At 59.1% G+C, this 22,897-nt stretch carries 23 protein-coding genes and 1 other RNA gene; 12 read left to right on the top strand and 12 right to left on the bottom strand.

The annotated features are described in order from the left end of the window. Positions 1-61: 61 nt before the first annotated feature. Positions 62-1,207 (top strand): branched-chain amino acid ABC transporter substrate-binding protein, encoded by a 1,146-nt coding sequence (locus CFU_RS04660; protein WP_425304685.1) that lies wholly within the window; start codon positions 62-64, stop codon positions 1,205-1,207. Between the two features lie 273 nt (positions 1,208-1,480). Next, a complete protein-coding gene (locus CFU_RS04655; RefSeq protein WP_041742997.1) occupies positions 1,481-2,608 on the top strand; it encodes a branched-chain amino acid ABC transporter substrate-binding protein in 1,128 nt (375 codons plus the stop codon). A gap of 175 nt (positions 2,609-2,783) precedes the next feature. On the opposite strand, the gene CFU_RS04650 is transcribed toward CFU_RS04655, so the two are convergent. Continuing rightward, the gene (locus CFU_RS04650; protein WP_041741315.1) at positions 2,784-3,095 is read right to left on the bottom strand and encodes a c-type cytochrome; all 312 of its coding nucleotides are present in this window, start codon (positions 3,093-3,095) and stop codon (positions 2,784-2,786) included. Positions 3,096-3,258: 163 nt separating this feature from the next. Here CFU_RS04650 and CFU_RS04645 point away from each other — a divergent pair, with 163 nt between their 5' ends. The 4 genes from CFU_RS04645 to CFU_RS04630 all read left to right on the top strand — a co-directional run bounded on the left by CFU_RS04645 (position 3,259) and on the right by CFU_RS04630 (position 6,954). Beyond that, positions 3,259-3,489 (top strand): TIGR04438 family Trp-rich protein, encoded by a 231-nt coding sequence (locus CFU_RS04645; protein ID WP_014004885.1) that lies wholly within the window; start codon positions 3,259-3,261, stop codon positions 3,487-3,489. 78 nt (positions 3,490-3,567) lie between these two features. Further along, on the top strand, positions 3,568-4,464 hold the full coding sequence (locus CFU_RS04640; RefSeq protein WP_014004884.1) for a LysR substrate-binding domain-containing protein: 897 nt from the start codon (positions 3,568-3,570) through the stop codon (positions 4,462-4,464). Positions 4,465-4,469: 5 nt separating this feature from the next. Further along, positions 4,470-5,324: a prolipoprotein diacylglyceryl transferase gene (gene lgt, locus CFU_RS04635; RefSeq protein WP_014004883.1), complete on the top strand. Its 855-nt coding sequence runs from the start codon at positions 4,470-4,472 to the stop codon at positions 5,322-5,324. A 70-nt stretch (positions 5,325-5,394) separates the two neighbouring features. After that, entirely contained in the window at positions 5,395-6,954 is a 1,560-nt protein-coding gene (locus CFU_RS04630) for a malonate--CoA ligase (RefSeq protein ID WP_041741314.1), read from the top strand. Here CFU_RS04630 and CFU_RS04625 read toward each other — a convergent pair. The 5 genes from CFU_RS04625 to CFU_RS04610 form a co-directional block, all read right to left on the bottom strand. Then, positions 6,941-7,402: an EVE domain-containing protein gene (locus CFU_RS04625; RefSeq protein WP_041741312.1), complete on the bottom strand. Its 462-nt coding sequence runs from the start codon at positions 7,400-7,402 to the stop codon at positions 6,941-6,943. The two genes, CFU_RS04630 and CFU_RS04625, sit on opposite strands and share 14 nt — an antisense overlap. Before the next feature lie 72 nt (positions 7,403-7,474). Next, positions 7,475-7,655, bottom strand: a non-coding RNA gene (ssrS, locus tag CFU_RS23665) — 6S RNA. Between the two features lie 100 nt (positions 7,656-7,755). Beyond that, positions 7,756-8,067, bottom strand: coding sequence for a cell division protein ZapA (locus CFU_RS04620; protein WP_014004880.1), 312 nt, complete (start codon positions 8,065-8,067; stop codon positions 7,756-7,758). Next, a complete protein-coding gene (locus CFU_RS04615; RefSeq protein WP_014004879.1) occupies positions 8,064-8,300 on the bottom strand; it encodes a hypothetical protein in 237 nt (78 codons plus the stop codon). Before CFU_RS04615 ends, CFU_RS04620 begins: the two co-directional genes overlap by 4 nt. 68 nt (positions 8,301-8,368) lie before the next feature. Next, positions 8,369-8,878 (bottom strand): FUSC family protein, encoded by a 510-nt coding sequence (locus CFU_RS04610; protein ID WP_014004878.1) that lies wholly within the window; start codon positions 8,876-8,878, stop codon positions 8,369-8,371. 241 nt (positions 8,879-9,119) lie between these two features. Here CFU_RS04610 and CFU_RS04605 point away from each other — a divergent pair, with 241 nt between their 5' ends. Next, entirely contained in the window at positions 9,120-9,719 is a 600-nt protein-coding gene (locus tag CFU_RS04605) for a glutathione S-transferase (protein WP_041741310.1), read from the top strand. 63 nt (positions 9,720-9,782) lie between these two features. Next, positions 9,783-10,988, top strand: a complete 1,206-nt coding sequence (locus tag CFU_RS04600) for a lactonase family protein (protein WP_041741309.1) — start codon at positions 9,783-9,785, stop codon at positions 10,986-10,988. Positions 10,989-11,000: 12 nt separating this feature from the next. On the opposite strand, the gene CFU_RS04595 is transcribed toward CFU_RS04600, so the two are convergent. The 6 genes from CFU_RS04595 to CFU_RS04570 form a co-directional block, all read right to left on the bottom strand. Continuing rightward, the gene (locus tag CFU_RS04595) at positions 11,001-11,225 is read right to left on the bottom strand and encodes a formate dehydrogenase subunit delta (RefSeq protein WP_041741307.1); all 225 of its coding nucleotides are present in this window, start codon (positions 11,223-11,225) and stop codon (positions 11,001-11,003) included. A 21-nt stretch (positions 11,226-11,246) separates the two neighbouring features. Continuing rightward, positions 11,247-12,062 (bottom strand): formate dehydrogenase accessory sulfurtransferase FdhD, encoded by an 816-nt coding sequence (fdhD, locus tag CFU_RS04590; protein ID WP_014004874.1) that lies wholly within the window; start codon positions 12,060-12,062, stop codon positions 11,247-11,249. A 17-nt stretch (positions 12,063-12,079) separates the two neighbouring features. Beyond that, complete coding sequence (gene fdhF / locus CFU_RS04585) at positions 12,080-14,947, bottom strand: formate dehydrogenase subunit alpha (protein WP_041741303.1); 2,868 nt, start codon at positions 14,945-14,947, stop codon at positions 12,080-12,082. Positions 14,948-14,998: 51 nt separating this feature from the next. Beyond that, entirely contained in the window at positions 14,999-16,555 is a 1,557-nt protein-coding gene (locus tag CFU_RS04580; protein WP_014004872.1) for a formate dehydrogenase beta subunit, read from the bottom strand. Beyond that, on the bottom strand, positions 16,552-17,067 hold the full coding sequence (locus tag CFU_RS04575; protein ID WP_081466552.1) for a formate dehydrogenase subunit gamma: 516 nt from the start codon (positions 17,065-17,067) through the stop codon (positions 16,552-16,554). Before CFU_RS04575 ends, CFU_RS04580 begins: the two co-directional genes overlap by 4 nt. Before the next feature lie 178 nt (positions 17,068-17,245). After that, complete coding sequence (locus CFU_RS04570) at positions 17,246-18,883, bottom strand: OFA family MFS transporter (protein WP_014004870.1); 1,638 nt, start codon at positions 18,881-18,883, stop codon at positions 17,246-17,248. Between the two features lie 167 nt (positions 18,884-19,050). Between CFU_RS04570 and CFU_RS04565 the strand changes: the two genes are divergently transcribed. From CFU_RS04565 to CFU_RS04550, 4 genes are all read left to right on the top strand, one after another. Next, a complete protein-coding gene (locus CFU_RS04565) occupies positions 19,051-20,127 on the top strand; it encodes a substrate-binding domain-containing protein (protein ID WP_014004869.1) in 1,077 nt (358 codons plus the stop codon). Between the two features lie 206 nt (positions 20,128-20,333). Continuing rightward, positions 20,334-21,125, top strand: coding sequence for a basic amino acid ABC transporter substrate-binding protein (locus tag CFU_RS04560; RefSeq protein ID WP_041741301.1), 792 nt, complete (start codon positions 20,334-20,336; stop codon positions 21,123-21,125). 15 nt (positions 21,126-21,140) lie between these two features. Further along, positions 21,141-21,932, top strand: coding sequence for a basic amino acid ABC transporter substrate-binding protein (locus CFU_RS04555; protein WP_014004867.1), 792 nt, complete (start codon positions 21,141-21,143; stop codon positions 21,930-21,932). Positions 21,933-21,958: 26 nt separating this feature from the next. Then, positions 21,959-22,753 carry a basic amino acid ABC transporter substrate-binding protein gene (locus tag CFU_RS04550; RefSeq protein WP_014004866.1) on the top strand — a complete coding sequence of 265 codons (795 nt, stop codon included), beginning with the start codon at positions 21,959-21,961 and terminating at the stop codon, positions 22,751-22,753. Positions 22,754-22,897: the final 144 nt, after the last annotated feature.

Below are 22,897 nucleotides of genomic sequence, written 5' to 3'. Positions count from 1 at the left end.
TTGGTCAGCGGAAACTGCTTTCACTTACCTTGTATAGACCCTTAGGAGGAAACACGTGCAGATGAAGAACAAAATGTTGCCGCTGGCTGCAGCAATCGCGTTGGCGCTGGGCGCTGCAGGCTCGGCTCACGCTGAAGAACAAATCGTCAAGATCGGCCATGTCGGCCCGGTGACCGGCCCTTCCGCTCACCTCGGCAAGGACATGGAAAACGGCGCCAAGATGGCGGTCGAAGAATTGAACGCCAAGGGCATTACCCTGGGCGGCAAGAAAATCAAGTTCGTGCTGCTGGCGGAAGACGACGCCTCCGATCCCAAGCAAGGCACGGCGGCAGCGCAAAAACTGGTGGACGCCAAGATCGACGGCGTCATCGGCCACCTGAATTCGGGCACCACGATTCCCGCTTCGAAGATTTACTACGATGCCGGCATCCCGCAGATCTCGCCTGCCGCCACCAGCCCGAAATATACGCAGCAAGGTTTTAACAGCGTATTCCGCGTAGTCGCCAACGACGGTCAGCTGGGCGGCACGCTGGGACGTTACGCAGCCACCACGCTGAAAGCCAAGAACATCGCCGTGATCGACGACCGCACCGCCTACGGCCAGGGCGTCGCGCAGGAATTCGCCAAGGGCGCCAAAAGCGCCGGCGTCAATATCGTCGCCACCCAGTTCACCAACGACAAGGCAACCGACTTCAACGCCATCCTGACCTCGATCAAGGCCAAGAATCCGGACGTGATTTTCTTCGGCGGCATGGATGCGGTGGCCGGTCCGATGCTGCGCCAAATGAAGGCGCTCGGCATCAAGGCCAAGTTCATGGGCGGCGACGGCATGTGCACGGCCGAACTGGGCAAGCTGGCCGGCGACGGCCTGATCAACGACCAGGTGGTTTGCGCCGAAGCCGGCGGCGTCGAGGAATCGGGCAAGAAGGGCCTGGAGGATTTCAAGGCAGCGTTCCAGAAGAAGTTCAACGCCGAAGTCAAACTGTACGCGCCCTACTCTTACGACTCCGTGATGACCATGGTGGAAGCCATGCAGAAAGCCAACTCGGCCGATCCGAAGAAATACCTGCCGGAACTGGTCAAGATCCATCACAAGGGTGTGACCGGCATGATCGCCTTCGACGCCAAAGGCGACATCAAGGACGGCACGCTGACCCTGTACACCTACAAGGACGGCAAGCGTACCTTGCTGACCGTCACCAAGTAAATTACATTCAGCAACTGTGTTATCGAAGCGTCCCGGCCTCAGCGCCGGGGCGCTTTTTTATTTGCGCGGGCGCTGTCATGCGCGCTGTCATGCGTTTACGCATTTCATTCTGCCGGATTGATAAAAAAACATATAAAAGCGCTTTGCCTGGCTTTTGTATTGTTGTAACGTTTAAGTCCCTGACCATACTGAAATCGAAGTCGGATGGCTGAAAAAACTTACCATCAATTACATTAAAAATCCTTAGGAGAAAATCCAGTGCACACCACCAAAATGATCCCGCTGGCCGCGGCTATCGCCTTGTCCCTGTCCGCCAGCGCCCATGCACAGGAACAAGTGGTCAAGATCGCCCACGTCGGCCCGATCACCGGCCCCATCGCCCACATCGGCAAAGACAATGAAAACGGCGCCAGGATGGCGATCGAAGAACTGAACAAGCAGGGCCTGACGCTGGACGGCAAAAAAACCAGGTTCGTCCTGATGGCGGAAGACGACGCATCCGATCCCAAGCAGGCAACCGCGGTAGCGCAGAAACTGGTCGACGCCAAAGTCGCCGGCGTCATCGGCCACGTCAATTCGGGCACCTCGATTCCTGCATCGAAAATCTACTACGACGCCGGCATCCCGCAAATCTCGCCGTCGACCACCAGCGCCAAATACACCCAGCAAGGTTTCAACACCACCTTCCGCGTGGTGGCCAACGACAGCCAGCTGGGCGGCGCCCTCGGCCGTTATGCAGCCAAGACCCTGCATGCCAAGACCGCAGCGGTGATCGACGACCGCACCGCCTACGGCCAGGGCCTGGCGGAAGAATTCACCAAGGCCGCCAAAGCCGCCGGCATGACCATCGTGGCGACCCAGTACACCAACGACAAGGCGACCGACTTCAACGCGATCCTGACCTCGTTCAAGGCCAAGAAACCCGACGTCGTATTCTTCGGCGGACTGGATGCCGGCGCCGGCCCCATGCTGCGCCAGATGAAGCAGCTGGGCATCCAGGCCAAGTTCATGGGTGGCGACGCCATCTGCACTTCCGACCTGCCCAAGCTGGCAGGCGACGGCATCAGCAACGACCAGGTGATCTGCGCCGAAGCCGGCGGCGTCGAAGAATCGGCCCGGAAAGGGCTGGACGCCTACAAGACCGCCTACAAGATCAAGTACGGCAAGGATGTCGTGATCTATGCGCCGTATACCTACGATGCCTTGATGACCATGGCGGACGCCATGCAAAAAGCCAAGTCGGCCGATCCGAAAAAATACCTGCCGGAACTGGCCAAGATCCAGCACAAGGGTGTGACCGGCATGATCGCATTCGACGCCAAAGGCGACATCAAGGACGGCACCATCACCTTGTACACCTACAGGGGCGCGCAACGCTCGCAGCTGGCGGTGACTAAATAACAGTTCTTGCCTGTAGTTGAAAAGCGCCTCGGCATCCGCGGCGCTTTTTTTGTTTACTGATCAGATAACGCTCCGTCCCAGCAGAGAAAGCACAGCCCGCTACTGACAACACAAGGGATATGGCCGTAAAAAAAGGCGCTCACTGGAGCGCCTTGTTGCGGCATGGCCGGCGGCATTACTTCTGCGACAAAACCCATTTCACCAGGGTATGCGCTTCGGCTTCGCTGACTTGCGGATTGGCCGGCATCGGGATTGCGCCCCAGGTGCCTGATCCGCCCTTCATGACTTTCGCCACCAGCTTGTCTTCCGCATCTTTTTGACCAGCATATTTTGCCGCAACGTCCTTGTATGCCGGGCCGACCACCTTGTTGGCTACCGCGTGGCATGCCATACAGTTCTTGCTCTTTGCCAGGTCCAGGCCGGCGTCCGCGAGGGCGGATCCCGAGGCCATTGCGCCCAGCAGTGCACAGATCAACAAACGTTTCATTCTTATCTCCGTCAAAAAAATGTGACACCATTCTACCTGCCCGTTTGCATTGTCTCATATCCCTGAAACACCTACATACATCTGGAATCCGACATATCAGACCGACATCCGTTGACCACGAGCATCTTTCGCCCTATCCTTTCCGCAAAGAAAAGGGAATGCCATGCCACTGATTATCATTATCGTTTCGTTAATAGCGTTAAAATACTTCGAAATCGGTCCGTTTGCCGGCATTTCATGGTGGTGGATCGCCGGTTTGATGGGCGTTGCCTTTATCTGGTTCGAGTTCCTGGAACGGATGTTCGGCCTGGACAAGCGCAAAGCCCACGAGGAAATCGAAAAAACCAGGAAAGAACGCGTCAAGAAGACCTTCGACAGCCATAAACGGCGCTGAAGCGTTCGAGCGCACTGTTACGCAACACAAAAGCCGGTTTCTCTCCGGCTTTTTTATTAGCCATATAGACTTGAATCCATGAACATAGAGCTGCGCCAGCTGCGCTATTTCGTCGCGGTTGCCGAAGAAAGGCATTTCGGCCGCGCCGCGCTGCGCCTGCACATGACGCAGCCGCCGCTGTCGCAAGCGATCCAGGCGCTGGAAGCTAACCTTGGCACGTCGCTGTTCGCCCGCACCAAACGCAGCGTGGCGCTGACCCCGGCCGGGCAGGCGCTGCTGCCGGAGGCGCAGCGCCTGCTGCAGCAGGCCGCCACCCTGCCCGACCTGGCGCGGCGCGCGGCTTCCGGCGAATCCGGCCTGCTTACTCTATCGTTTGTCTCGACCGCCGATTACAGCATCCTGCCGCCGCTGCTGCGCGCTTTTCGCGAAGCTTATCCGCTGGTGCAGATCGACCTGCAGGAAGCCACCAGCGACCTGCAGCTGGCGCAGCTGATGGAGGGGCGGATCGATGCCGGCCTGCTGATCCCGCCTTTGCCTGACAAGGCCAAGCTGGCGCTGGAATACCAGCCGGTGCTGGCGGAACCGCTGATCCTGGCGGCGCCCAGCGGTCTCAAGGCCTTGCGGACAAAAAAAGGCAAGATCGCGCTGAGCGACCTGGCCGACATGCCCTTGATCATTTTCCCGCGCCGCATCTCGCCCGGCTTCCACGACACCATCCTCGGCTGCTTCCGCGCCGCCGGCGTCACCCCGCATATCGGCCAGGAAGCGATCCAGATGCAAACCATCGTCGGCCTGGTGTCGGCTGGCATGGGGATCGCGCTTGTGCCACAATCGGTGTCGAACCTGCAACGCCCGGGGGTCGACTATCGTGAATTGCAGGACCAGACGCCGCTGGTTGAAACCGGCCTGGCCTGGCGCCGCGATAATGTTTCGCCGGTACTGCAAGCCTTTTTGGAATTGTTACGAAAGAAATAAAGAATATGCTGATTCATCCCCTGCCCGACCCGATCGCCTTCTCCCTCGGCCCGCTCCACGTACGCTGGTACGGCCTGATGTACCTGCTGGCGTTCATCCTGTTCATCTGGATCGGCAGGATCAGGATCAAGCAGCCGCATGTTGCCGCCGCCGGCTGGAAAAAAGAGGATATCGACGACATGCTGTTTTACGGCGTGCTGGGGGTAGTGATCGGCGGCCGCCTGGGCCAGGTGCTATTTTACGATCCGGCCTATTATTTTTCGCATCCGTCTGAAATCATCGCGGTCTGGAAAGGCGGCATGTCGTTCCACGGCGGTTTTCTCGGCGTCCTGATCGCCATGGCATGGTGGGGCCGCAAGGCTGGCCGCAAGCTGATGGACATCATGGATTTCATCGCGCCCATGGTGCCGCTCGGCTACGCCGCCGGCCGCCTCGGCAACTTCATCAACGGCGAACTGCCGGGCCGGGTGGTTTCCGATCCGTCGCTGCCATGGGCCATGATCTGGCCGAATGTCGACAACCTGCCGCGCCATCCGTCGCCGATCTACCAGATGCTGGTCGACGGCATCCTGCTGTTCATCATTCTCTGGATATTCTCGCGCAAACCGCGGCCGCGCATGGCGGTGGCGGGGATGTTTTCGCTGCTGTACGGCTGCGCCCGTTTCTTCACCGAATATTTCCGCGTGCCGGACTATAACGTGACCTTCGGCGGCATTACCATTTCCGCCGGCCAGATGCTGTCGGTGCCGATGATCGTGCTGGGCATCGTGCTGCTGGTGATCGCCTACAGGAATCCGCGCCAGTACGCCGGCCCCGCCGATGTACCGCCGGCCAAGGCCGCAAGCAACTCACCTACCTGAACCAGCGAAGGGAAACGCATGCCTGGCAACAGCCAGGAACACGTTTCCCCGCGCCTTCCCGATACTGAACATGACAGCCAATCTTTACGCCCTTTTTGCGTCCCGCTTTCCTGCCGACAGCACCGCATGCTGCATCGAAACCCACGATGGCCAGTACTACAGCTGGGGCGACATCGAACGCGCTTCGGCCCGCATCGCCAATCTGCTCGGCAGCCTGGATCTGCCGAGCGGCGCCCGCATCGCGGCGCAGGTGGAAAAATCGCCCGAGGCGCTGATACTTTACCTGGCGACCCTGCGCGCCGGTTTTGTCTACCTGCCGCTGAACACGGCATATCGCGCCGCCGAGATCGAATATTTCATCGGCGATGCGGAACCGGCGGTGTTCGTCTGCACGCCGCAGAATTTCGGCTGGGTGGCGCAGATTGCCTTCAAGGCCGGCACCCGTCACCTGTTTACCCTGGATGAAGGCGGCAACGGCCGCAGGAATTCCGGATCGTTGCTGGCGCGCGCCATGCATCATCCGGACTCGTTCGATACAGTTGAAAAACAGGCCGACGACCTCGCCGTCATCCTGTATACCTCGGGCACCACCGGCCGCAGCAAGGGCGCCATGCTTTCGCACGGCAACATCGGCTCGAATGCCCAGGTGCTGCAGCAATACTGGCACTGGCAAGCCGGTGACGTGCTGCTGCACGCGCTGCCGCTGTTCCACATCCACGGTTTGCTGGTGGCGGCCAACGGCGCGCTGCTGAACGGCAGCAAGATGATTTTCCTGCCGAAGTTCGAGGCCGCCGAAGTCTGCCGCCAGCTGCCGCGCAGCACGGTCTTCATGGGCGTGCCGACCTATTACGTGCGGCTGCTGGCAAGCGGCGGCTTCGACCGCGGCACCTGCCGCAATATCCGCCTGTTCGTATCGGGTTCCGCGCCATTGCTGGCCGATACCTTTGCCGAATTCGCCGAGCGCACCGACCATACCATACTGGAGCGCTACGGCATGAGCGAAACCGCCATGCTGACCTCCAACCCGTATGCGCAGGAGCGGCGCGGCGGCACCGTCGGCCAGCCGCTGCCTGGCGTTTCGCTGCGCCTGATGGGGACCGACAGCGAAGGCCGCAGCGCGGTTTGCGGCGCCGGTGAAATCGGCGATATCCAGGTCAAGGGGCCAAATGTATTCCACGGTTACTGGCGCATGCCGGAAAAGACGGCGGAGGAATTCACCGCCGACGGTTATTTCAAGACCGGCGACGTCGGCCGCTTCGACAACCAGGGTTACCTGTCTATCGTCGGCCGCAGCAAGGACCTGATCATCTCCGGCGGCTATAACGTCTATCCGAAGGAAATCGAAAGTGTGCTCGATGAAATCGACGGCGTGCTGGAATCCGCGGTGATCGGCGTTCCGCACATCGATTTCGGCGAAGCGGTGACCGCGGTGATCGTGAAACGGCCGGAAGCCAAGCTGACAACCGCGGATGTGATCGCCCTGATGAAAACCTCGATCGCCAACTTCAAGGTGCCCAAGCAGGTATTCTTCGCCGATGAACTGCCGCGCAACGCCATGGGCAAGGTGCAAAAGAATGTATTGCGCGAGCAGTATGCATTGCCAGCCGCGGGCAGCCTCACGCCTTCATAAGCTTGGCGATATGGCGCCATTCGGCGGCGCTGACCGGAGTGATGGAAAGGCGGTTGCCGCGGCGCAGGATCTGCATCTCGGCCAGCGCTTCCTGCTGGCGCAGTTCGGGCAAGCCAATCAGCCGGGTTTTGCGCAAGGCACGCACATCGACCAGCATCCAGCGCGGGTTTTCACGCTCGGCCTTGGGATCGAAATATTTGCTCTTGGGATCAAACTGCGTGTCGTCGGGGTAAGGCGTGCTCGCCACCTCGGCCAGGCCGGCTATCCCCGGCACGGCACAGCCGGAATGATAGAACAGCACGCCGTCGCCGACCTGCATCGCATCGCGCATGAAGTTACGCGCTTGATAATTGCGCACGCCGTACCAGGCGATGGTCTGTCCGGACATGGCCAGGACGTCGTCGATGCTGGCGTCGTCCGGCTCGGATTTCATTAGCCAGTAATTCATTTCATCTCTAAGAAATAAATAAAACCAGAAATAAAAAAAGCGGCTGCACACATATATGCAACCGCTTCAGAATCAAGTCCCGCCTGTGCCGCTATGTCGGCATCCTGAACCAAAGCAGTTCAAGTTGGCCGCAGTTAGTTCAATTTCGGGTTCATCGGACTAGCGACGCTCACACCTATCGAACAAAATTCCGCAGCCGTTGCGTATAAATGGTTCAAGGATTTTATGACAATCGCGAACACGGCAGGAGACGTTAGTCTACTCCAAACGATTCCCAAGTCAAACCCCTTTTGCCGAAAGTTTTTCCTGCCGTTTTTCCCAGAGTACGGCCCGCAGCATGGCTGGCCGCAAGGTCAGAACAGGTCTTCCTGTGCCGCCAGGGCTTCATCCAGTACTGTATGCATTGCGCTGATATTCTGCTTTACTTCCGACATGGTGAGGTCGGACAACGGGCCGGCGGGCGCTTTGCTGCCCAATAATTCAGCGGCGATGCCAAGCGCGGCGATGACGGCGATGCGGTCGTTGCCGCGAATTTTCCCGGCATCGCGGATAGCGCTCATTTTACCGTCCAGGTAGCTCACGGCTTCCTGCAGCGCCTTCTCTTCGCCTTCCTTGCACGCCAGTGTATAAGGCTGGCCCATGATGTTAACGCTTAACTGGCTCATGTAAGCTCCCGATCTTGCGGCTCTTGCGATAACTCTTGCGGCAATGCCGGAAATTTCTCGAGCAGGGCCGCGACGCGCTGGTGCGCTTCGCTGATGCGTTGCTTCAATTCTTCGTTTTCACTCTGCAAACCGGCTGTACGCAGGCGCAGCTGGGCATTTTCCCGGCGCAAGATGTGCGTCAACTCAGCCAGCTGGCCGATTTTTTCTGATAATTGATGGAATTCTGAAATCATTTTGTCACTATAGTGTTGCTAAGGAAATTACGTCAATAGATTCGACCAATGAATCTTGCGGCCGGCCATCAATTCGTGCTGGGCGCCAAGCGTTTGAGCGCATAGGAATAGACCAGCGACTGCAATAATGCCACGGTACTGCCGGCAATCACCTCCCCGACCCGCAACAAAGCATACTCCAGCTCCTGGTGCAGGCCCTTGCCGCCGATCGCGGCAGACATCAGGATCACCACGGTCGCCGGCCCCAGACGCCAGTTGGCCGGATAGTTCTGCAACAGCATGGCCACCAGCACCGATGTTGCCAAAGCGACCAGCAAGGACAGGAATCCCGGGCCGAACAGCACCAGCGCCAGGCAAGCAACAACGCAGCCGTTCAGGGTGTTGATCAAACGGGCCCGGAAATTCGCCTTGGCCAGGTTGACATCCGGCTCGGTCACGATAATCAGGGAAATCATGGCCCAATACGGCTCTTGCAAACCCAGGGCGCGCAATCCGTACCAGGTGATCAACGCGCCCGTCAGGATCTTGATCAGGTAAACCAGGGCGTTTTTTCTGGGGCTAATGAATTGGAAGTCCATCCCGGCCTTTTAAAATCACGATGCGAGCGCCATTTTAGCCGAGAACATGGCGTACCCCGAGATTTCAGTACCCTGCGCTCTGACAGCGGACATCATCCAAGGTTCGATGCTTGCCATTGTGGATCCCCATATTGCGATCCGGTTTCGATGCTGCCCTGCTCGCGCGGCAATCCGGCAAAAATGCCGGGGAAGCGGAATTTCTGCTATTTTATGAGCGTTGAATTGTTATAGATACACTAACTTGAAACCGATTTTATTCACCTTCCGCCGCTGTCCGTATGCAATCCGCGCCCGCCTTGCGATCAAGGTCAGCGGCGTCGACGTCGACATGTTTGAAGTCAGCTTGAGGAACAAACCGCAAGCCATGCTGGACTGTTCGCCCAAGGGCACGGTTCCGGTCTTGAAGCTGCCGCACGGCGCGCCGCTTGAACAAAGCCTGGACATCATGCACTGGGCGCTCCGGCAGCACGATCCCGAACAATGGCTAAGCCCGGACCCTGCCGTGCAGCAGCAGGTGCAAGAACTGATTCAGCAGAATGACGGCCCATTCAAGGGCCACCTGGACCGCTACAAGTATGCCGAGCGTTTTCCGGAACACCCTGCAAGCTATTACCGCGCCCAGGGAGCAGCCGTCCTGGCGCAGCTGGATGCCCGCATTGCGCTGCACGGATTCCTGTGCGGTGAAAAACCGGGCCTGGCCGACATGGCCATTTTTCCTTTCGTACGGCAATTCGCGCACGTTGACAAAGAGTGGTTTCATGCCAGCGAATACAAAAGCCTGAGAGCCTGGCTGGACCTGCTCCTTGAATCGTCGTTGTTCAATTCCGTGATGCAAAAATGACTTGCATCGGCCAGCCTGGTCCAATCAGGGGCCGCTTTGATTTTTAGTAGTATTGGAGAAAAGATGCAAAATCAGAGAACATTCATTCGCCGCTCCAAATGGATGGCGCTTTCCATCGCACTACTTACCATGACCAGCATGCCCCTGAGAGCCGAAACCCCGCCGCCCGCCCTTTTCGCCTATGTCGGCACTTACAACCCTAATGGCGAAGGCGTTTACCTGTTTAAAGTGGATGGCCGGTCCGGTGCGCTGAGCCGGGTGAAAGTAGTCAGCACGCTGCCGAATGCGGCCCAGCTCAATCTCGATGCCGCCGGCAAGACGCTGTATGTAGCTAGCGAGGTAGCCAACTATAACGACAGCCAGCACGGCGTACTTGCTGCCTATGCGATAAACCGGACCGATGGTTCGCTGACGCTGCTGAACCAGCACGATGCGCAAGGCAAGAACCCGGTATATGTGTCGCTGACGCCAAAGCAGGACTACCTGCTCGCCGCCAACTACGGCAGCGGCTCGGTGGCTGCCTTCCCGCTGGCCCAGGACGGCAGCCTGCGGCCGGCGGTGTCGGTCCAGCAAAGCACCGGCCCGGCCGGAGCGGCGCGGCCGGAAGCCGCAACCGTCGGCAGCTTTGCCGCCAGCGACCACAATGGTCCGCACGCCCACATGATCGCCAGCGATCCCAGTGGCAAGTTTGTCTTTTCGACCGATCTCGGGCTGGACCGTATCTATCAATGGCGCTTTGACCGAAGCAGCGGCAGCCTGACGCCCAATACGCCGCCCTTCATCAAGGCATCGTCGGCAGGCGCCGGCCCGCGCCATTTCGTGTTCCACCCCAACGGTAAATACGTGTACCTGATCAACGAGGAAGCCTCGACGCTGACGCTGTACCACTTCGACCAGGCCAGCGGAACTTTGCAGGAACAGCAAACCATCTCAAGCCTGCCGGAAAATTATCAGGGCACCAGTTTTGCCTCGGGCTTGACCTTGAGCCATGACGGCCGCTTCCTGTACGTCGCGAACCGCCTGCACAACAGCATCGCCCAGTTCGCCGTCGGCGCCGAAGGAAAACTGAGCTGGGTAGGAGAAACCTGGACCCGCGGCGACTATCCGCGCGGCCTCGTGATCGAGCCGCAAGGCCGCTATATCTACGCACTGAACCAGCGCAGCGACAATATCACCCAGTTCGCCATCGACAAGCGCAGCGGCAAGCTGGAATTCATCGACAGGTATACCGGGCTGGGCAGCCCTTCGCAGATGGTGTTTCTGCCCTAAGGCGATTGAAGGTTATTGCAAGGTGGCGGCGTGCAGGCGCACCGCCTCCAGCACCATCGGATTGAGCTCCGGACCGCCTTGCGTTTCGATATACGCCAGCAATTCGCGCCGCATGCGCGGCTCCCAGCTGCGCTTCAGGTGGCTAGCGAAATCCGCCATGGCTTGCGAGCGGTCGGGCATGGTCTCGAAGAAGGCGCCGATCTGATTCGCCATCTTCACCAGGTGTTCCAGATTCATATGTCTACCTTTCTGCTGCATTCACGGCAATAGCCGTTGCGGGTGGGCGTATACCACGTGTCCGGGCTGCCGCACGAAACCGAGCAAGGTCACGTTAGCCTGCTCCGCCAGCCGGATCGCCAGCGCGGTCGGCGCCGACACCGCGACGATGAAACCGCAGCTCATGCTGGCTGCCTTCTGCACCATTTCATAACTGGCACGGCTGGTGATCAGCACCGCGCCGCTGGAAAAATCCCGCCGCGGATTTTCTTGCGACAGGGCTCCAATCAATTTATCGAGGGCGTTATGCCGGCCCACGTCTTCTCGCACCAGCGCGATCTTGCCGTCCGCCTGCAGCCATGCGGCGGCATGGGTAGCGCCAGTCACTTTCTGCAAATGCTGCTGCTGTTGCATCTCGGCCATCGCTGCATAAATGCCGGCCGCTGAAAAGCGCGCAGCGGACAGCACCGGCGCCGGCTTGCGCACCGCCTGCTGCAAGGTTTCCGCGCCGCATAAGCCGCAGCCGGTGCGGCCGGTCAAGTTGCGTCGTTTTTCCTTGAGCGCGACAAAACGCTCGGTGGCGATCTGCATCTGCACCTGGATGCCGTCGGCCGCCGTGACGACTTCACAATCGAACAGCTCGCTGCGATCCTGCAAGATGCCCTCGGTCAAGGAAAAACCCAGCGCAAAATCTTCCAGGTCGGCAGGCGACGCCATCATCACGGCGTGCGAAATGCCGTTGTATTCCAGCGCCACCGGCACCTCTTCCGCAACCACGTCGCGACTCTTGCCGACAGCGCCGTTACGCCACTGCTCTACCTCGACTTCGGTGCTGCTGGCGTATTCGGGTGAGACCATGCGTTTCCTTTGTACCGTTATTTACTGACCGCTGTTTCAGCCGCATGCCCGGACTGCCCCTGCAGCAGCTTCAGCTGCTGCTCGGTGAAACGGCTGAACTGCTTCTGCCATGTCGACGGCTGGCTGACCGGCATCACCTGCACCGCCGTCACTTTATACTCCGGACAGTTGGTGGCCCAGTCCGAATTATCGGTGGTGATCACGTTCGCGCCCGATTCCGGGAAATGGAAGGTGGTGTACACCACGCCCGGCTGCACCCGTTCCGTCACCGTCGCCCGCAATACCGTCTGTCCTGCACGCGACTCGATGCCGACCCAGTCGTCATCCTTGATGCCGCGGTCCTCGGCATCATGCGGATGGATTTCCAGCCGGTCCTCGCTATGCCATTCGACATTCTCGGTGCGCCGGGTCTGGGCGCCGACATTGTATTGCGACAGGATGCGGCCGGTAGTCAGTATCAGCGGGAATTTCAGCGTCACCTTTTCATCGGTGGCGAAATACTGAGTATTGATGAACTTGCCCTTGCCGCGCACGAATTCCTTGATGTGCATGATAGGCGTGCCGTCCGGCGCCGCATCGTTGCACGGCCATTGCAGGCTGCCGGCCTGCTCCAGCTTGGCGTAGCTGACGCCATGGAAAGTCGGCGTCAAGGCCGCGATTTCATCCATGATTTCCGATGGGTGCGTATATGGCATGTCGTAACCCAGCGCCTTGGCCAGGGCCACCGTGACTTCCCAGTCGGACAGGCCGGCCTTGGCAGGCATTACCTTGCGCACACGCGAAATCCGCCGCTCGGCATTGGTGAAGGTGCCGTCCTTTTCCAGGAACGACGAACCCGGCAGGAATACGTGGGCATATTTGGCGGTCTCGTTCAGGAACAAATCCTGCACCACGATGCATTCCATGTTCGATAGCGCCGCTGTCACGTGCTGGGTATTCGGATCGGACTGCACGATGTCCTCGCCTTCGCAATACAGGCCCATGAAACTGCCGTCCATGGCGGCATCGAACATGTTGGGGATACGCAAACCCGGCTCCGGGCTCAGGGTAACACCCCAGGCTTGTTCGAATTCACCACGCACGGTGCTGTCCGAGACATGGCGGTAACCCGGCAATTCATGCGGGAAGGAACCCATGTCGCAAGAACCCTGGACATTGTTCTGTCCGCGCAGCGGATTGACGCCGACGCCTTCGCGGCCGACATTGCCGGTCGCCATGGCCAGGTTGGCGATGCCGATCACCATGGTTGAACCCTGCGCATGTTCGGTCACGCCGAGGCCGTAGTAGATCGCGCCGTTGCCGGCGGCGGCGAACAAACGCGCCGCGCCGCGCAATTGCTCGGCAGGCACGCCGGTGACGTCAGCCATCATCTCCGGCGAATTGTCCGGCCGCAGGACAAATTCCTTCCAGTCCGCGTACGACTTCTGGTCACAGCGTTCGGCAACAAAATCTTCTTTCTGCAAACCTTCGGACAGGATCACATGCGCCAGCGCGGTGATCAGGGCGACATTGGTGCCCGGGCGCAGCTTGAGGTGGAAATCCGCTTGCACGTGTGGCGACTTCACCATTTCGGTAGTGCGCGGATCGACCACGATCAGCTTGGCGCCCTGGCGCAGGCGGCGTTTCATCTGCGAAGCGAACACCGGATGCGCGGCGACCGGATTGGCGCCGATGACCATGATCACGTCCGATTTCATGACCGAATCGAAAGTCTGGGTGCCGGCCGATTCGCCCAGCGTTTGTTTCAAGCCGTAGCCAGTCGGCGAATGGCAGACGCGCGCACAGGTATCAACGTTGTTGTTGCCGAAAGCGGCGCGCACCAGTTTTTGCACCAGATAGGTTTCTTCATTGGTGCAGCGGGAGGAAGTGATGCCGCCGATCGAATCCTTGCCATGCTTGGCCTGGATGCGGCGGAATTCGCTGGCGGCGTAGGTCAGCGCTTCATCCCAGGACACTTCGCGCCATGGATCGGTGATCTTGCTGCGTATCATCGGCTTGGTAATGCGGTCCTTATGGGTCGCGTAACCCCAGGCAAAACGGCCCTTGACGCAGGAGTGACCGTGGTTGGCCTTGCCATCCTTGTGCGGCACCATGCGCACCACTTCATTACCCTTCATCTCGGCCTTGAACGAGCAGCCGACGCCGCAATAGGCGCAAGTGGTGATCTTGCTGTGCTCGGCCTGGCCCATCATGATCACGGTCTTTTCGGTCAGCGTCGCCGTCGGGCAGGCTTGCACGCAAGCGCCGCAGGACACGCATTCCGATTCCATGAAACTGTCCATCTGCCCGGCCGACACGCGCGATTCGAAACCGCGGCCGTCAATCGTCAGCGCAAATGTGCCCTGTGTTTCTTCGCAGGCGCGCACGCAGCGATTGCAGACGATGCATTTGGACGGATCGTAGGTGAAGTAAGGATTCGATTCATCCTTCTTCATTTTCAGGTGGTTATCGCCTTCATAACCGTAGCGGACTTCACGCAACCCGGTCACGCCTGCCATGTCCTGCAGTTCGCAATTGCCGTTGGTCGGGCAAGTCAGGCAATCGAGCGGATGGTCGGAAATGTATAGCTCCATCACGCCGCGCCGGATGTCGGCCAGCTTGGATGTCTGCGTCTTGACTTTCATGCCCGGCTCGCACGGCGTGGTGCAAGACGCCGGATAACCTTTCTTGCCGTCGATTTCGACCAGGCACAGGCGGCAGGAACCGAACGGCTCCAGGCTGTCGGTAGCGCACAATTTGGGAACGTTGATGCCGGCTTCCACTGCCGCGCGCATCACCGAGGTGCCGGCGGCCACTTCGACGCTGACGCCGTCGATTTCCAGGGTTACCGATTTTTCGGATTGCTTGGCAGGCGTGCCGTAGTCGAGGTCATTAAGCTGATTCATCACATGCTCCTGGTTCCGGTGGAACGTGGGTGGTGTTTATCTGAATGGCGGTCAGGCGGCCTTGTCTAGTGCGCCGCCGGTGAAATCTTCGGGAAAATGATCGAGCGCCGACAACACCGGCAGCGGCGTCATGCTGCCCATCGCGCACAGTGAGCCGTTGACCATGGTGTCGCACAGGTCGCGCAGCAGATGAATCTGCTGGCTGCGTGTATCGGCGCCGGCGACGATCTTGTCGATCACTTCCACGCCGCGGGTCGAGCCGATGCGGCAAGGCGTGCATTTACCGCAGGATTCGACCGCGCAAAACTCCATCGCGTAACGCGCCTGCTTCGCCATGTCGACGCTGTCGTCGAACACCACGATGCCACCGTGGCCCAGCATGCCGCCGACCGCGGCGAAGGCTTCGTAATCGAGCTTGGTGTCGAACAGCGATGCCGGCAGGTACGGTCCTAGCGGACCGCCGACCTGCACCGCGCGTATCGGCTTGCCGCTGGCGGTGCCGCCGCCGAAATCGAACAGCAATTCACGCAAGGTGACGCCAAACGCTTTTTCAACCAGGCCGCCATGGCGGATATTGCCAGCGAGCTGCATCGGCAAGGTGCCGAGCGAACGTCCCATGCCGTAATTTTTATAAAAGGCGGCGCCGCGCGCCAGGATGATCGGCACCGAGGCCAGCGAGATCACATTGTTGATGACCGTCGGTTTGCCGAACAGGCCTTCGATCGCCGGCAGCGGCGGCTTGGCGCGCACCACGCCGCGCTTGCCTTCCAGGCTCTCCAGCAGGGCGGTTTCTTCACCGCAGATATAGGCGCCGGCGCCTTTGCGCACTTCCAGATGGAAGGCGCGGCCCGAGCCGAGGATATTCTCGCCCAGGTAATTGCAGCTGTTCGCCGTAACGATCGCCTGATCCAGCGCCGCAATCGCATGCGGATATTCCGAGCGGACATAGATATAACCGCGGGTCGCGCCAACCGCCAGCGCCGCAATCGTCATGCCTTCGATCAGCACGAAGGGATCGTCTTCCATGATCATGCGGTCGGAAAATGTGCCGGAGTCGCCTTCGTCGGCGTTGCAGACTATGTATTTCTGCGCGCTCTGGGCGCCCAGCACCGTCTTCCATTTGATGCCGGTCGGGAAAGCCGCGCCGCCTCGTCCGCGCAGGCCGGAATCCAGCACTTCCTGCACGATATCGGCGCTCTGCATGGCCAGGGCTTTTTGCAAGCCCTGGTAGCCTTCATGCGCCAGGTAATCGTCCAGCGATACCGGATCGGTAATGCCGACGCGCGCAAAAGTCAGACGTTCCTGCTTCTTCAAATAGGGAATTTCGTCGACCAGCCCCAAAGCCAGGGGATGCTGGCCGCCAGCCATGAAATCGGCATCGAACAAGCCCGCAACATCCTCCGGTTCGACCGGCCCGTAGCCGACACGGCCGGCGGCCGTAGCTACCTCGACCAGCGGCTCCAGCCAGAACATGCCGCGCGAACCATTCCGCACCAGGGTGATTTCCTGGCCCCGCTTCGCCGCCTCGGCGACGATTGCCGCAGCAACCTCATTCGCGCCCAAGGCCAGTGCAGTGGAGTCGCGTGGTACGTAGATGGTTATGCTCACGCCACACCTCGCTTGGCGCGCACCAGCCTGTTGAATTTATCGCTGCTGACGCGCGCATGCAGGTCGTCGTCGATCAGCATGCTCGGGCCGCAGGCGCACTGGCCCAGGCAGTACACCGGCTCCAGCGTGAACTGGCCGTCGCTGCTGGTGCCGTGGAAATCGCAGCCGAGGGCTGCCTTGGCGTGCGCCGCCAGCGCGTCCGCGCCGACTGCCTGGCAGGCCTCGGCGCGGCACAGCTGCACGACATGGCGCCCCGCCGGCTGCTGGCGGAAATGATGGTAAAAGCTGATCACGCCATGCACTTCGGCGCGCGACAGGTTCAACTGCTCGGCGATCAAGGGCACCGCCGACGACGGTACGTAGCCGAGCGCATCCTGGATGGCATGCAGGACCGGCAGCATGGCACCGGGCAAGGCCTGGTATTTCTGGATAATGGATTTGACCTGGTCCAGGTCGACGCGCGGTTCCGACGGAACTGCTTTTGAAATTTGGGAACTTGGCTCGATTTGCATCTTCACGACAGTCTCCTACCGGTATTCGGTACTACAAAAGGTGCGCAGATTGGATGTTCTTGTTATGAAACCATGCACCTTGATCGGCGCACTACGGTGCGTCCTGCATCTCTGTTACTTTTTTCTAAAACGTCTTGCTGCGTAGGGTGGGCATCCGTGCCCACCCTACTTCACTCCATTACTTAAACAATACTGCAGATTTCTGCAGGGTGATCGAGATCCCCCATACCAGCGGAATAACCACTGCCGCCCACGACAACCATAACACCAGCGGGCTGCCGCCGCTGCCAATACGCGCCATGTCTTCGGCTGAAACCGTCACATCCGGATTGGCCGAAGCCTGTTCATGCGCCAGTTTCTTTTCACGCGCCAGTTCTTCCGGCGTCATGAAGTGCTTTTCGGCAATCGGCTTGATCATCAGGTTGCATAGCAAGCCGACGACCAGGAAGCCAGCCAGGATATACATCGTGGTGTTGTAGACCGATTCGCGCGGCATGCCCAGCGAGATCTGGTATTCACGCATGTAGTTCACCACCACCGGGCCGAGAATGCCGGCAGTCGCCCATGCAGTCAGCAGGCGGCCATGGATCGCGCCCACCATCTGGGTGCCGAACAGGTCAGCGAGGTAGGCCGGCACGGTAGCGAAACCGCCGCCATACATCGACAGGATCAGGCACACCGCAGTCACGAACAAGGCCACGCTGCCGGCCGCACCCGACCAAGGCAGGCTCACATACAGGATGAAGCCGAGCACAAAGAACACCACATAAGTCATCTTGCGTCCGATGTAGTCCGAGCAGGAAGCCCAGACGAAACGGCCGCCGATATTGAACAGGCTGATCAGGCCGGTAAAGCCGGCGGCAATCGCTGCAATCGCGCCTTTTTGCTCCAGCGACAATTCGGTAAACTTGGTGCCGACGCCGAGCAGATGGCCGCCGAACACTTCCTGCAGCATAGGCGAAGCCATGCCGATCACGCCGATGCCGGCCGAGACGTTCAGGCACAGCACCAGCCAAACCAGCCAGAACTGCGGGATGCCCCACACCTTGCTGACGTGCACGTGGTGCTGGGTGATCATCGCATTGCCGTTGGCGGCAGGCGGCGTCCAGCCGGCCGGTTTCCAGCCGCTAGGCGGGATCCGGTAGCCGAAAGCGCCAGCCATCATGAACACGAAGTAGATCAGGGCCATGACGACGAAGGTCTGCCAGACGCCGACCGACACATCGGAAGCGAAATACTTCATCAGCTTGTCCGCCAGCGGGCTGCCGATCAGCGCACCGCCGCCGAAGCCCATGATCGCCATGCCGGTCGCCATGCCGCGGCGGTCAGGGAACCACTTGATCAGGGTCGACACCGGCGAGATATAACCCAGCCCGAGGCCGACACCGCCGATCAGGCCGGAGCCTATCCACATCAGCCAGATCTGGTGGTGGTAGACGCCGAATGCCGAAATCAGCAAACCGCCGCACCAGCACAAGGCCGCCACAAAACCTGCCTTGCGCGGACCGACGTGTTCCAGCCAGCCGCCCCAGATCGCTGCCGATGTTCCCAACAGGACAAAGAACATGGTGTAGATCCAGCCCAGCATCGAAATCTTCCAGTCGCAGGTACTGGCAAATATTTCGGCAAAGAAACTCATATCCTTGGAACAGGCCAGCGACTCCTTGATTCCGATCGCCTTCGACAGCGGCAGCCAGAACACGGAAAAGCCGTAAGCCATGCCGATACACAGATGAATTGCCAGCGCCGCAGGCGGCACCAGCCAACGATTGAAACCGGGACCTGCAATGGTCCGCTCTTTATCTAAAAATCCCACTTTTCCCCCCGGAAATTAAAAAGGCTTATATGTACCATAGGTAATTACTTACATATAGTTTTATATGAAAAATATTTTTGTTATGCGTATTTTCCCCTATATTTTCATCTGTATATATGAAAAATATCACTGGCAGCGAAGGCGCTCAATAGGCTATATTTTGCATAATGTATAAAGTCAAAATCAAACCGCACTGGGAAATCTCGCGCGACGCCGAACCGCCCCTGGATACCGCCGTCTTGCTGGCCCTGCTCACCGCCATCCAGGAGACCGGTTCTATCGCCAATGCCGCCAAGCAGACAGGCAGCTCCTATCGCCATGCCTGGGGCTTGCTGCGCGATGCCGAGCGGATGTTCGGCCATCCGCTGATCAGCACCGGCCGCGGCCGCGGCAGCCGCTTGCTGCCGCTGGCGGAAAAACTGATCTGGGCTGACCGCCGCATCGCCGCGCGTTTGTCGCCGACGCTGGAAACCCTGGCCTCCGAACTGGAAGGCGAGCTGAGCAAGACGGTGAGCGGCCAGCCGCAGGTGATCCGGCTCAACGCCAGCCACGGTTTTGCCGTCGCCGCGCTGCTGAACCAGCTCAATGACCGCCGCTTGCCGGTAGAGCTGCGCTATCGCAACAGCGCCGATGCCGTGGCGGCGCTGGCGCGGCAAGAATGCGACCTGGCCGGTTTTCACGTGCCTTTGGGAGAATTTGAAGATGCGTCGGTGGCCAGCTATAGCCATTGGCTGGATAAAGACAAGCACTGCCTGATCCACCTGGCGGTCCGCAACCAGGGCTTGATGGTGGCGCCGGGTAATCCGAAAAATATCGCCGGCCTGCCTGACCTGAGCCGCGAGGGCGTGCTGTTCGTCAATCGCCAGACCGGTTCCGGCACCCGCATGCTGCTGGAACTGATGCTGTCGCGGCAAGCGCTGTCGCCGACCGCCATCGAAGGTTTCGAGACCGCCGAATTCACCCACTCGGCGATTGCCGCTTTTATCGCCAGCGGCATGGCCGACGTCGGCTTCGGCGTGCAGACCGCCGCCCATCGTTTCGGCCTCGATTTTATCCCGCTGGTGCGCGAGCGCTATTTTTTCGCCGTCTCCAGCGCCGCCATGAAAGACCCGCTGATGCAGCAGGTCATCGCCATCCTGCAATCGGCCTCCTTCCGCGACATAGTCAACCAGCTCAACGGCTACGACGGCAGCGCCACCGGCGAGATACTGTCGCTGGCGGAAGCATTCGAGAGCCTGCAATAAAGCTGCGCCGCGCGCAGCAAGCCAGCGGCACCCGCCGGCCGCACCTAGCCGGCCGCACCTCGCCGGCCGCACATATCTGCAATCTCTCTATATAAATCATTGTTATTTGCATAGATGAATCTAAAATAGCGGCTTATTCTGGACAATATTGTTAATATGCCAATTTCGTGGCTGGAACACTCTACCGACCTTACAGGAGCTACTCAATGAATCGCATTTTCAACCTGGGCCTATGCGTACTCGCTCTGTCGCTAGCGGCTTGCGGCAAGCAGGAACCGAAAACGGCGGCAGCGCCTGCGCCAACCGAATACCTGGTCGGCGCCGAAGCAACTTTTGCGCCGTTCGAATACCAGAATGAACAAAAGGAAATCGTCGGCTTTGACGTCGACGTCATGAACGCCATCGCCGACAAGGGCGGTTTCAAGATCAAGTTCGTCAACACGCCGTTTGAAGGCATCTTCAATTTCCTGGCGCAGGGCGACCGCGACCTGCTGGCCTCGGCCATCACGATTACCGACGAACGCAAGCAGACTGTCGATTTTTCCGAGCCCTACTTCGAAGCCAACCAGCTGATCGTGGTGCCGAAGAATTCCAAGGTGACGAAATTCGCCGACCTCAAGAACATGAAAGTGGGCGTGCAAAGCGCTACCACTGGCGACGAGATCGTGCAAAAAGAACTGGGCAAGAATAATCCCAACATCAAGCGCCTGGAATCGGCGACCTTGGTCATGAAGGAGCTGGAAGGCGGCGGCGTTGAAGCCGTGGTGTCCGACAACGGCGTGGTCAAGAACTATATCAAGAACAATCCGTCCGAAGGCTTCCGCCTGATTTCCGACCCTGCCTTCTCCAAAGAGTATTACGGCATCGCGGTCAAGAAGGGCAATACCGAGCTGCTGGCCAAGGTCAACAAAGGACTGGCGGCAATCAGGGCTGACGGCACTTACGACAAGATCTACGCCAAGTATTTTGCCGACTCTGCCACCGACTCTGCCAAATAACCGCCGGGGAAAAACATGAAACAACGATATCTGCCGGCTCTTACCTTGGCATTGCTGTGTTCGCTGGCCGTCCTGGCAGGCTGCGGCAAGAAGGACAGCAACCCGGCGGCGACCGCCGCCAATACCGAATACGTGGTCGGCGCCGATGGCGCGTACGCGCCCTTCGCTTCCGAGAATGAACAAAAGGAACTGGTCGGCTTCGATATCGACATCATGAAAGCCGTGGCCGACAAGGCCGGCCTCAAGATCAGGATCGTCAACACTCCGTTCGACGGCCTGTTCAACGCCCTGGCCCAGGGCGACCGCGATATCCTGATTTCCACCATCACGATCAACGACCAGCGCCGCCAGACCATGGATTTCTCGGAGCCCTATTTCGTGGCGAAACAGCTGATCGTGCTGCCGTCGAGCTCGAAAGTAGCCAAGTTCGAAGACCTGAAAGCATTGAAGATCGGCGTCCAGAGCGCCACCACCGCGGATGAAGCGGCACAGAACCTGGTCGGCAAGAACAGTCCCAGCGTCAAACGCTTCGAATCGATGCCGCTGGCGTTCCAGGAGCTGGAAGGCGGCGGCGTCGATGCCGTGATCGGCGACAACGGCGTGGTCACCAATTTCGTCAAGAACAATCCGGGCAAGAGCTTCCGCATCGTCAACGATCCGACTTTCCCCAAGGAATACTACGGCATCGCGGTCAAGAAGGGCAACGCCGAACTGCTGGCCAAGCTCAACCATGGCTTGGAACAGATCAAGGCCGATGGCACGCAGGACCGGATCTACAAGAAATATTTCGCCGACGAGAAGTTATAAATCCGACTTGTTTTTACGAGAACACCATGAAAAAAATGTTAAGCCGCTACCTGCCGCTGTGCGCTCTCAGCATGAGCCTGCTGGCAGTGGGCGCCTGCAGCAAAAAAGAAGAAACGCCGGCGGCAGCGGCCAAGCAAACCCTGTACGTGGTCGGCGTTGAATCGGCTTACGCACCATTTTCCGCCGAAAACGAAAAGAAGGAAGTGGTCGGCTTCGATATCGACCTGATGAAGGCGATTGCTGCCAAAATCGGCATCGAAGTGAAATTCATCCCGACCCCATTCGAAGGCATCTTCAACTTCCTGGCGCAGGGCGACCGCGACCTGCTGATTTCCGCCATCACGATTACCGACGAGCGCAAGCAGACGGTCGATTTTTCCGAGCCTTATTTCGAAGCCAGCCAGCTGATCGCCGTCCCGCAAGGCAATACTTCAGTGAAACAGTTCAATGACCTGAAGACCATGAAGATCGGCGTCCAAAGCGCCACTACCGGCGACGAAGTGGTGCAAAACCTGGTAGGCAAGAACAACCCCAGCATCAAGCGCTTCGACTCCACCACGCTGGCCCTGAAAGAACTGGAAAGCGGCGGCGTCGATGCCGTGGTGGCGGACGACCCTGTGGTCAGGAACTACATTACCAACAATCCGTCGGCCAGCTTCCATGTCGTCACCGATGGCGGCTTTCCGAAAGAGTACTATGGCATTGCGGTACGCAAAGGCAATACCGAACTGCTGGCCAAGATCAACCAGGGCCTGGCTGATGTCAAGGCAGACGGCAGTTTCGCAAAAATCAATGAAAAGTACTTCGGCAACGGTAAGTAATTAGCTGTAGCCTGCCTGCAGACCCGCTGTTTTTGGCGGTCTGCGGCATCTACGGTATAATTTTGCGCTAATTTTTTATTATCTTCATGTTTAGCCCGGATCAGCAGCCAGCCAGGTTACGCGTCCTCTCAGCCCGTCGCACCG

The organism is Collimonas fungivorans Ter331 (assembly GCF_000221045.1).
GTDB lineage: Bacteria > Pseudomonadota > Gammaproteobacteria > Burkholderiales > Burkholderiaceae_D > Collimonas > Collimonas fungivorans_A.
This window is presented reverse-complemented; position numbering and strand designations above follow the sequence as displayed.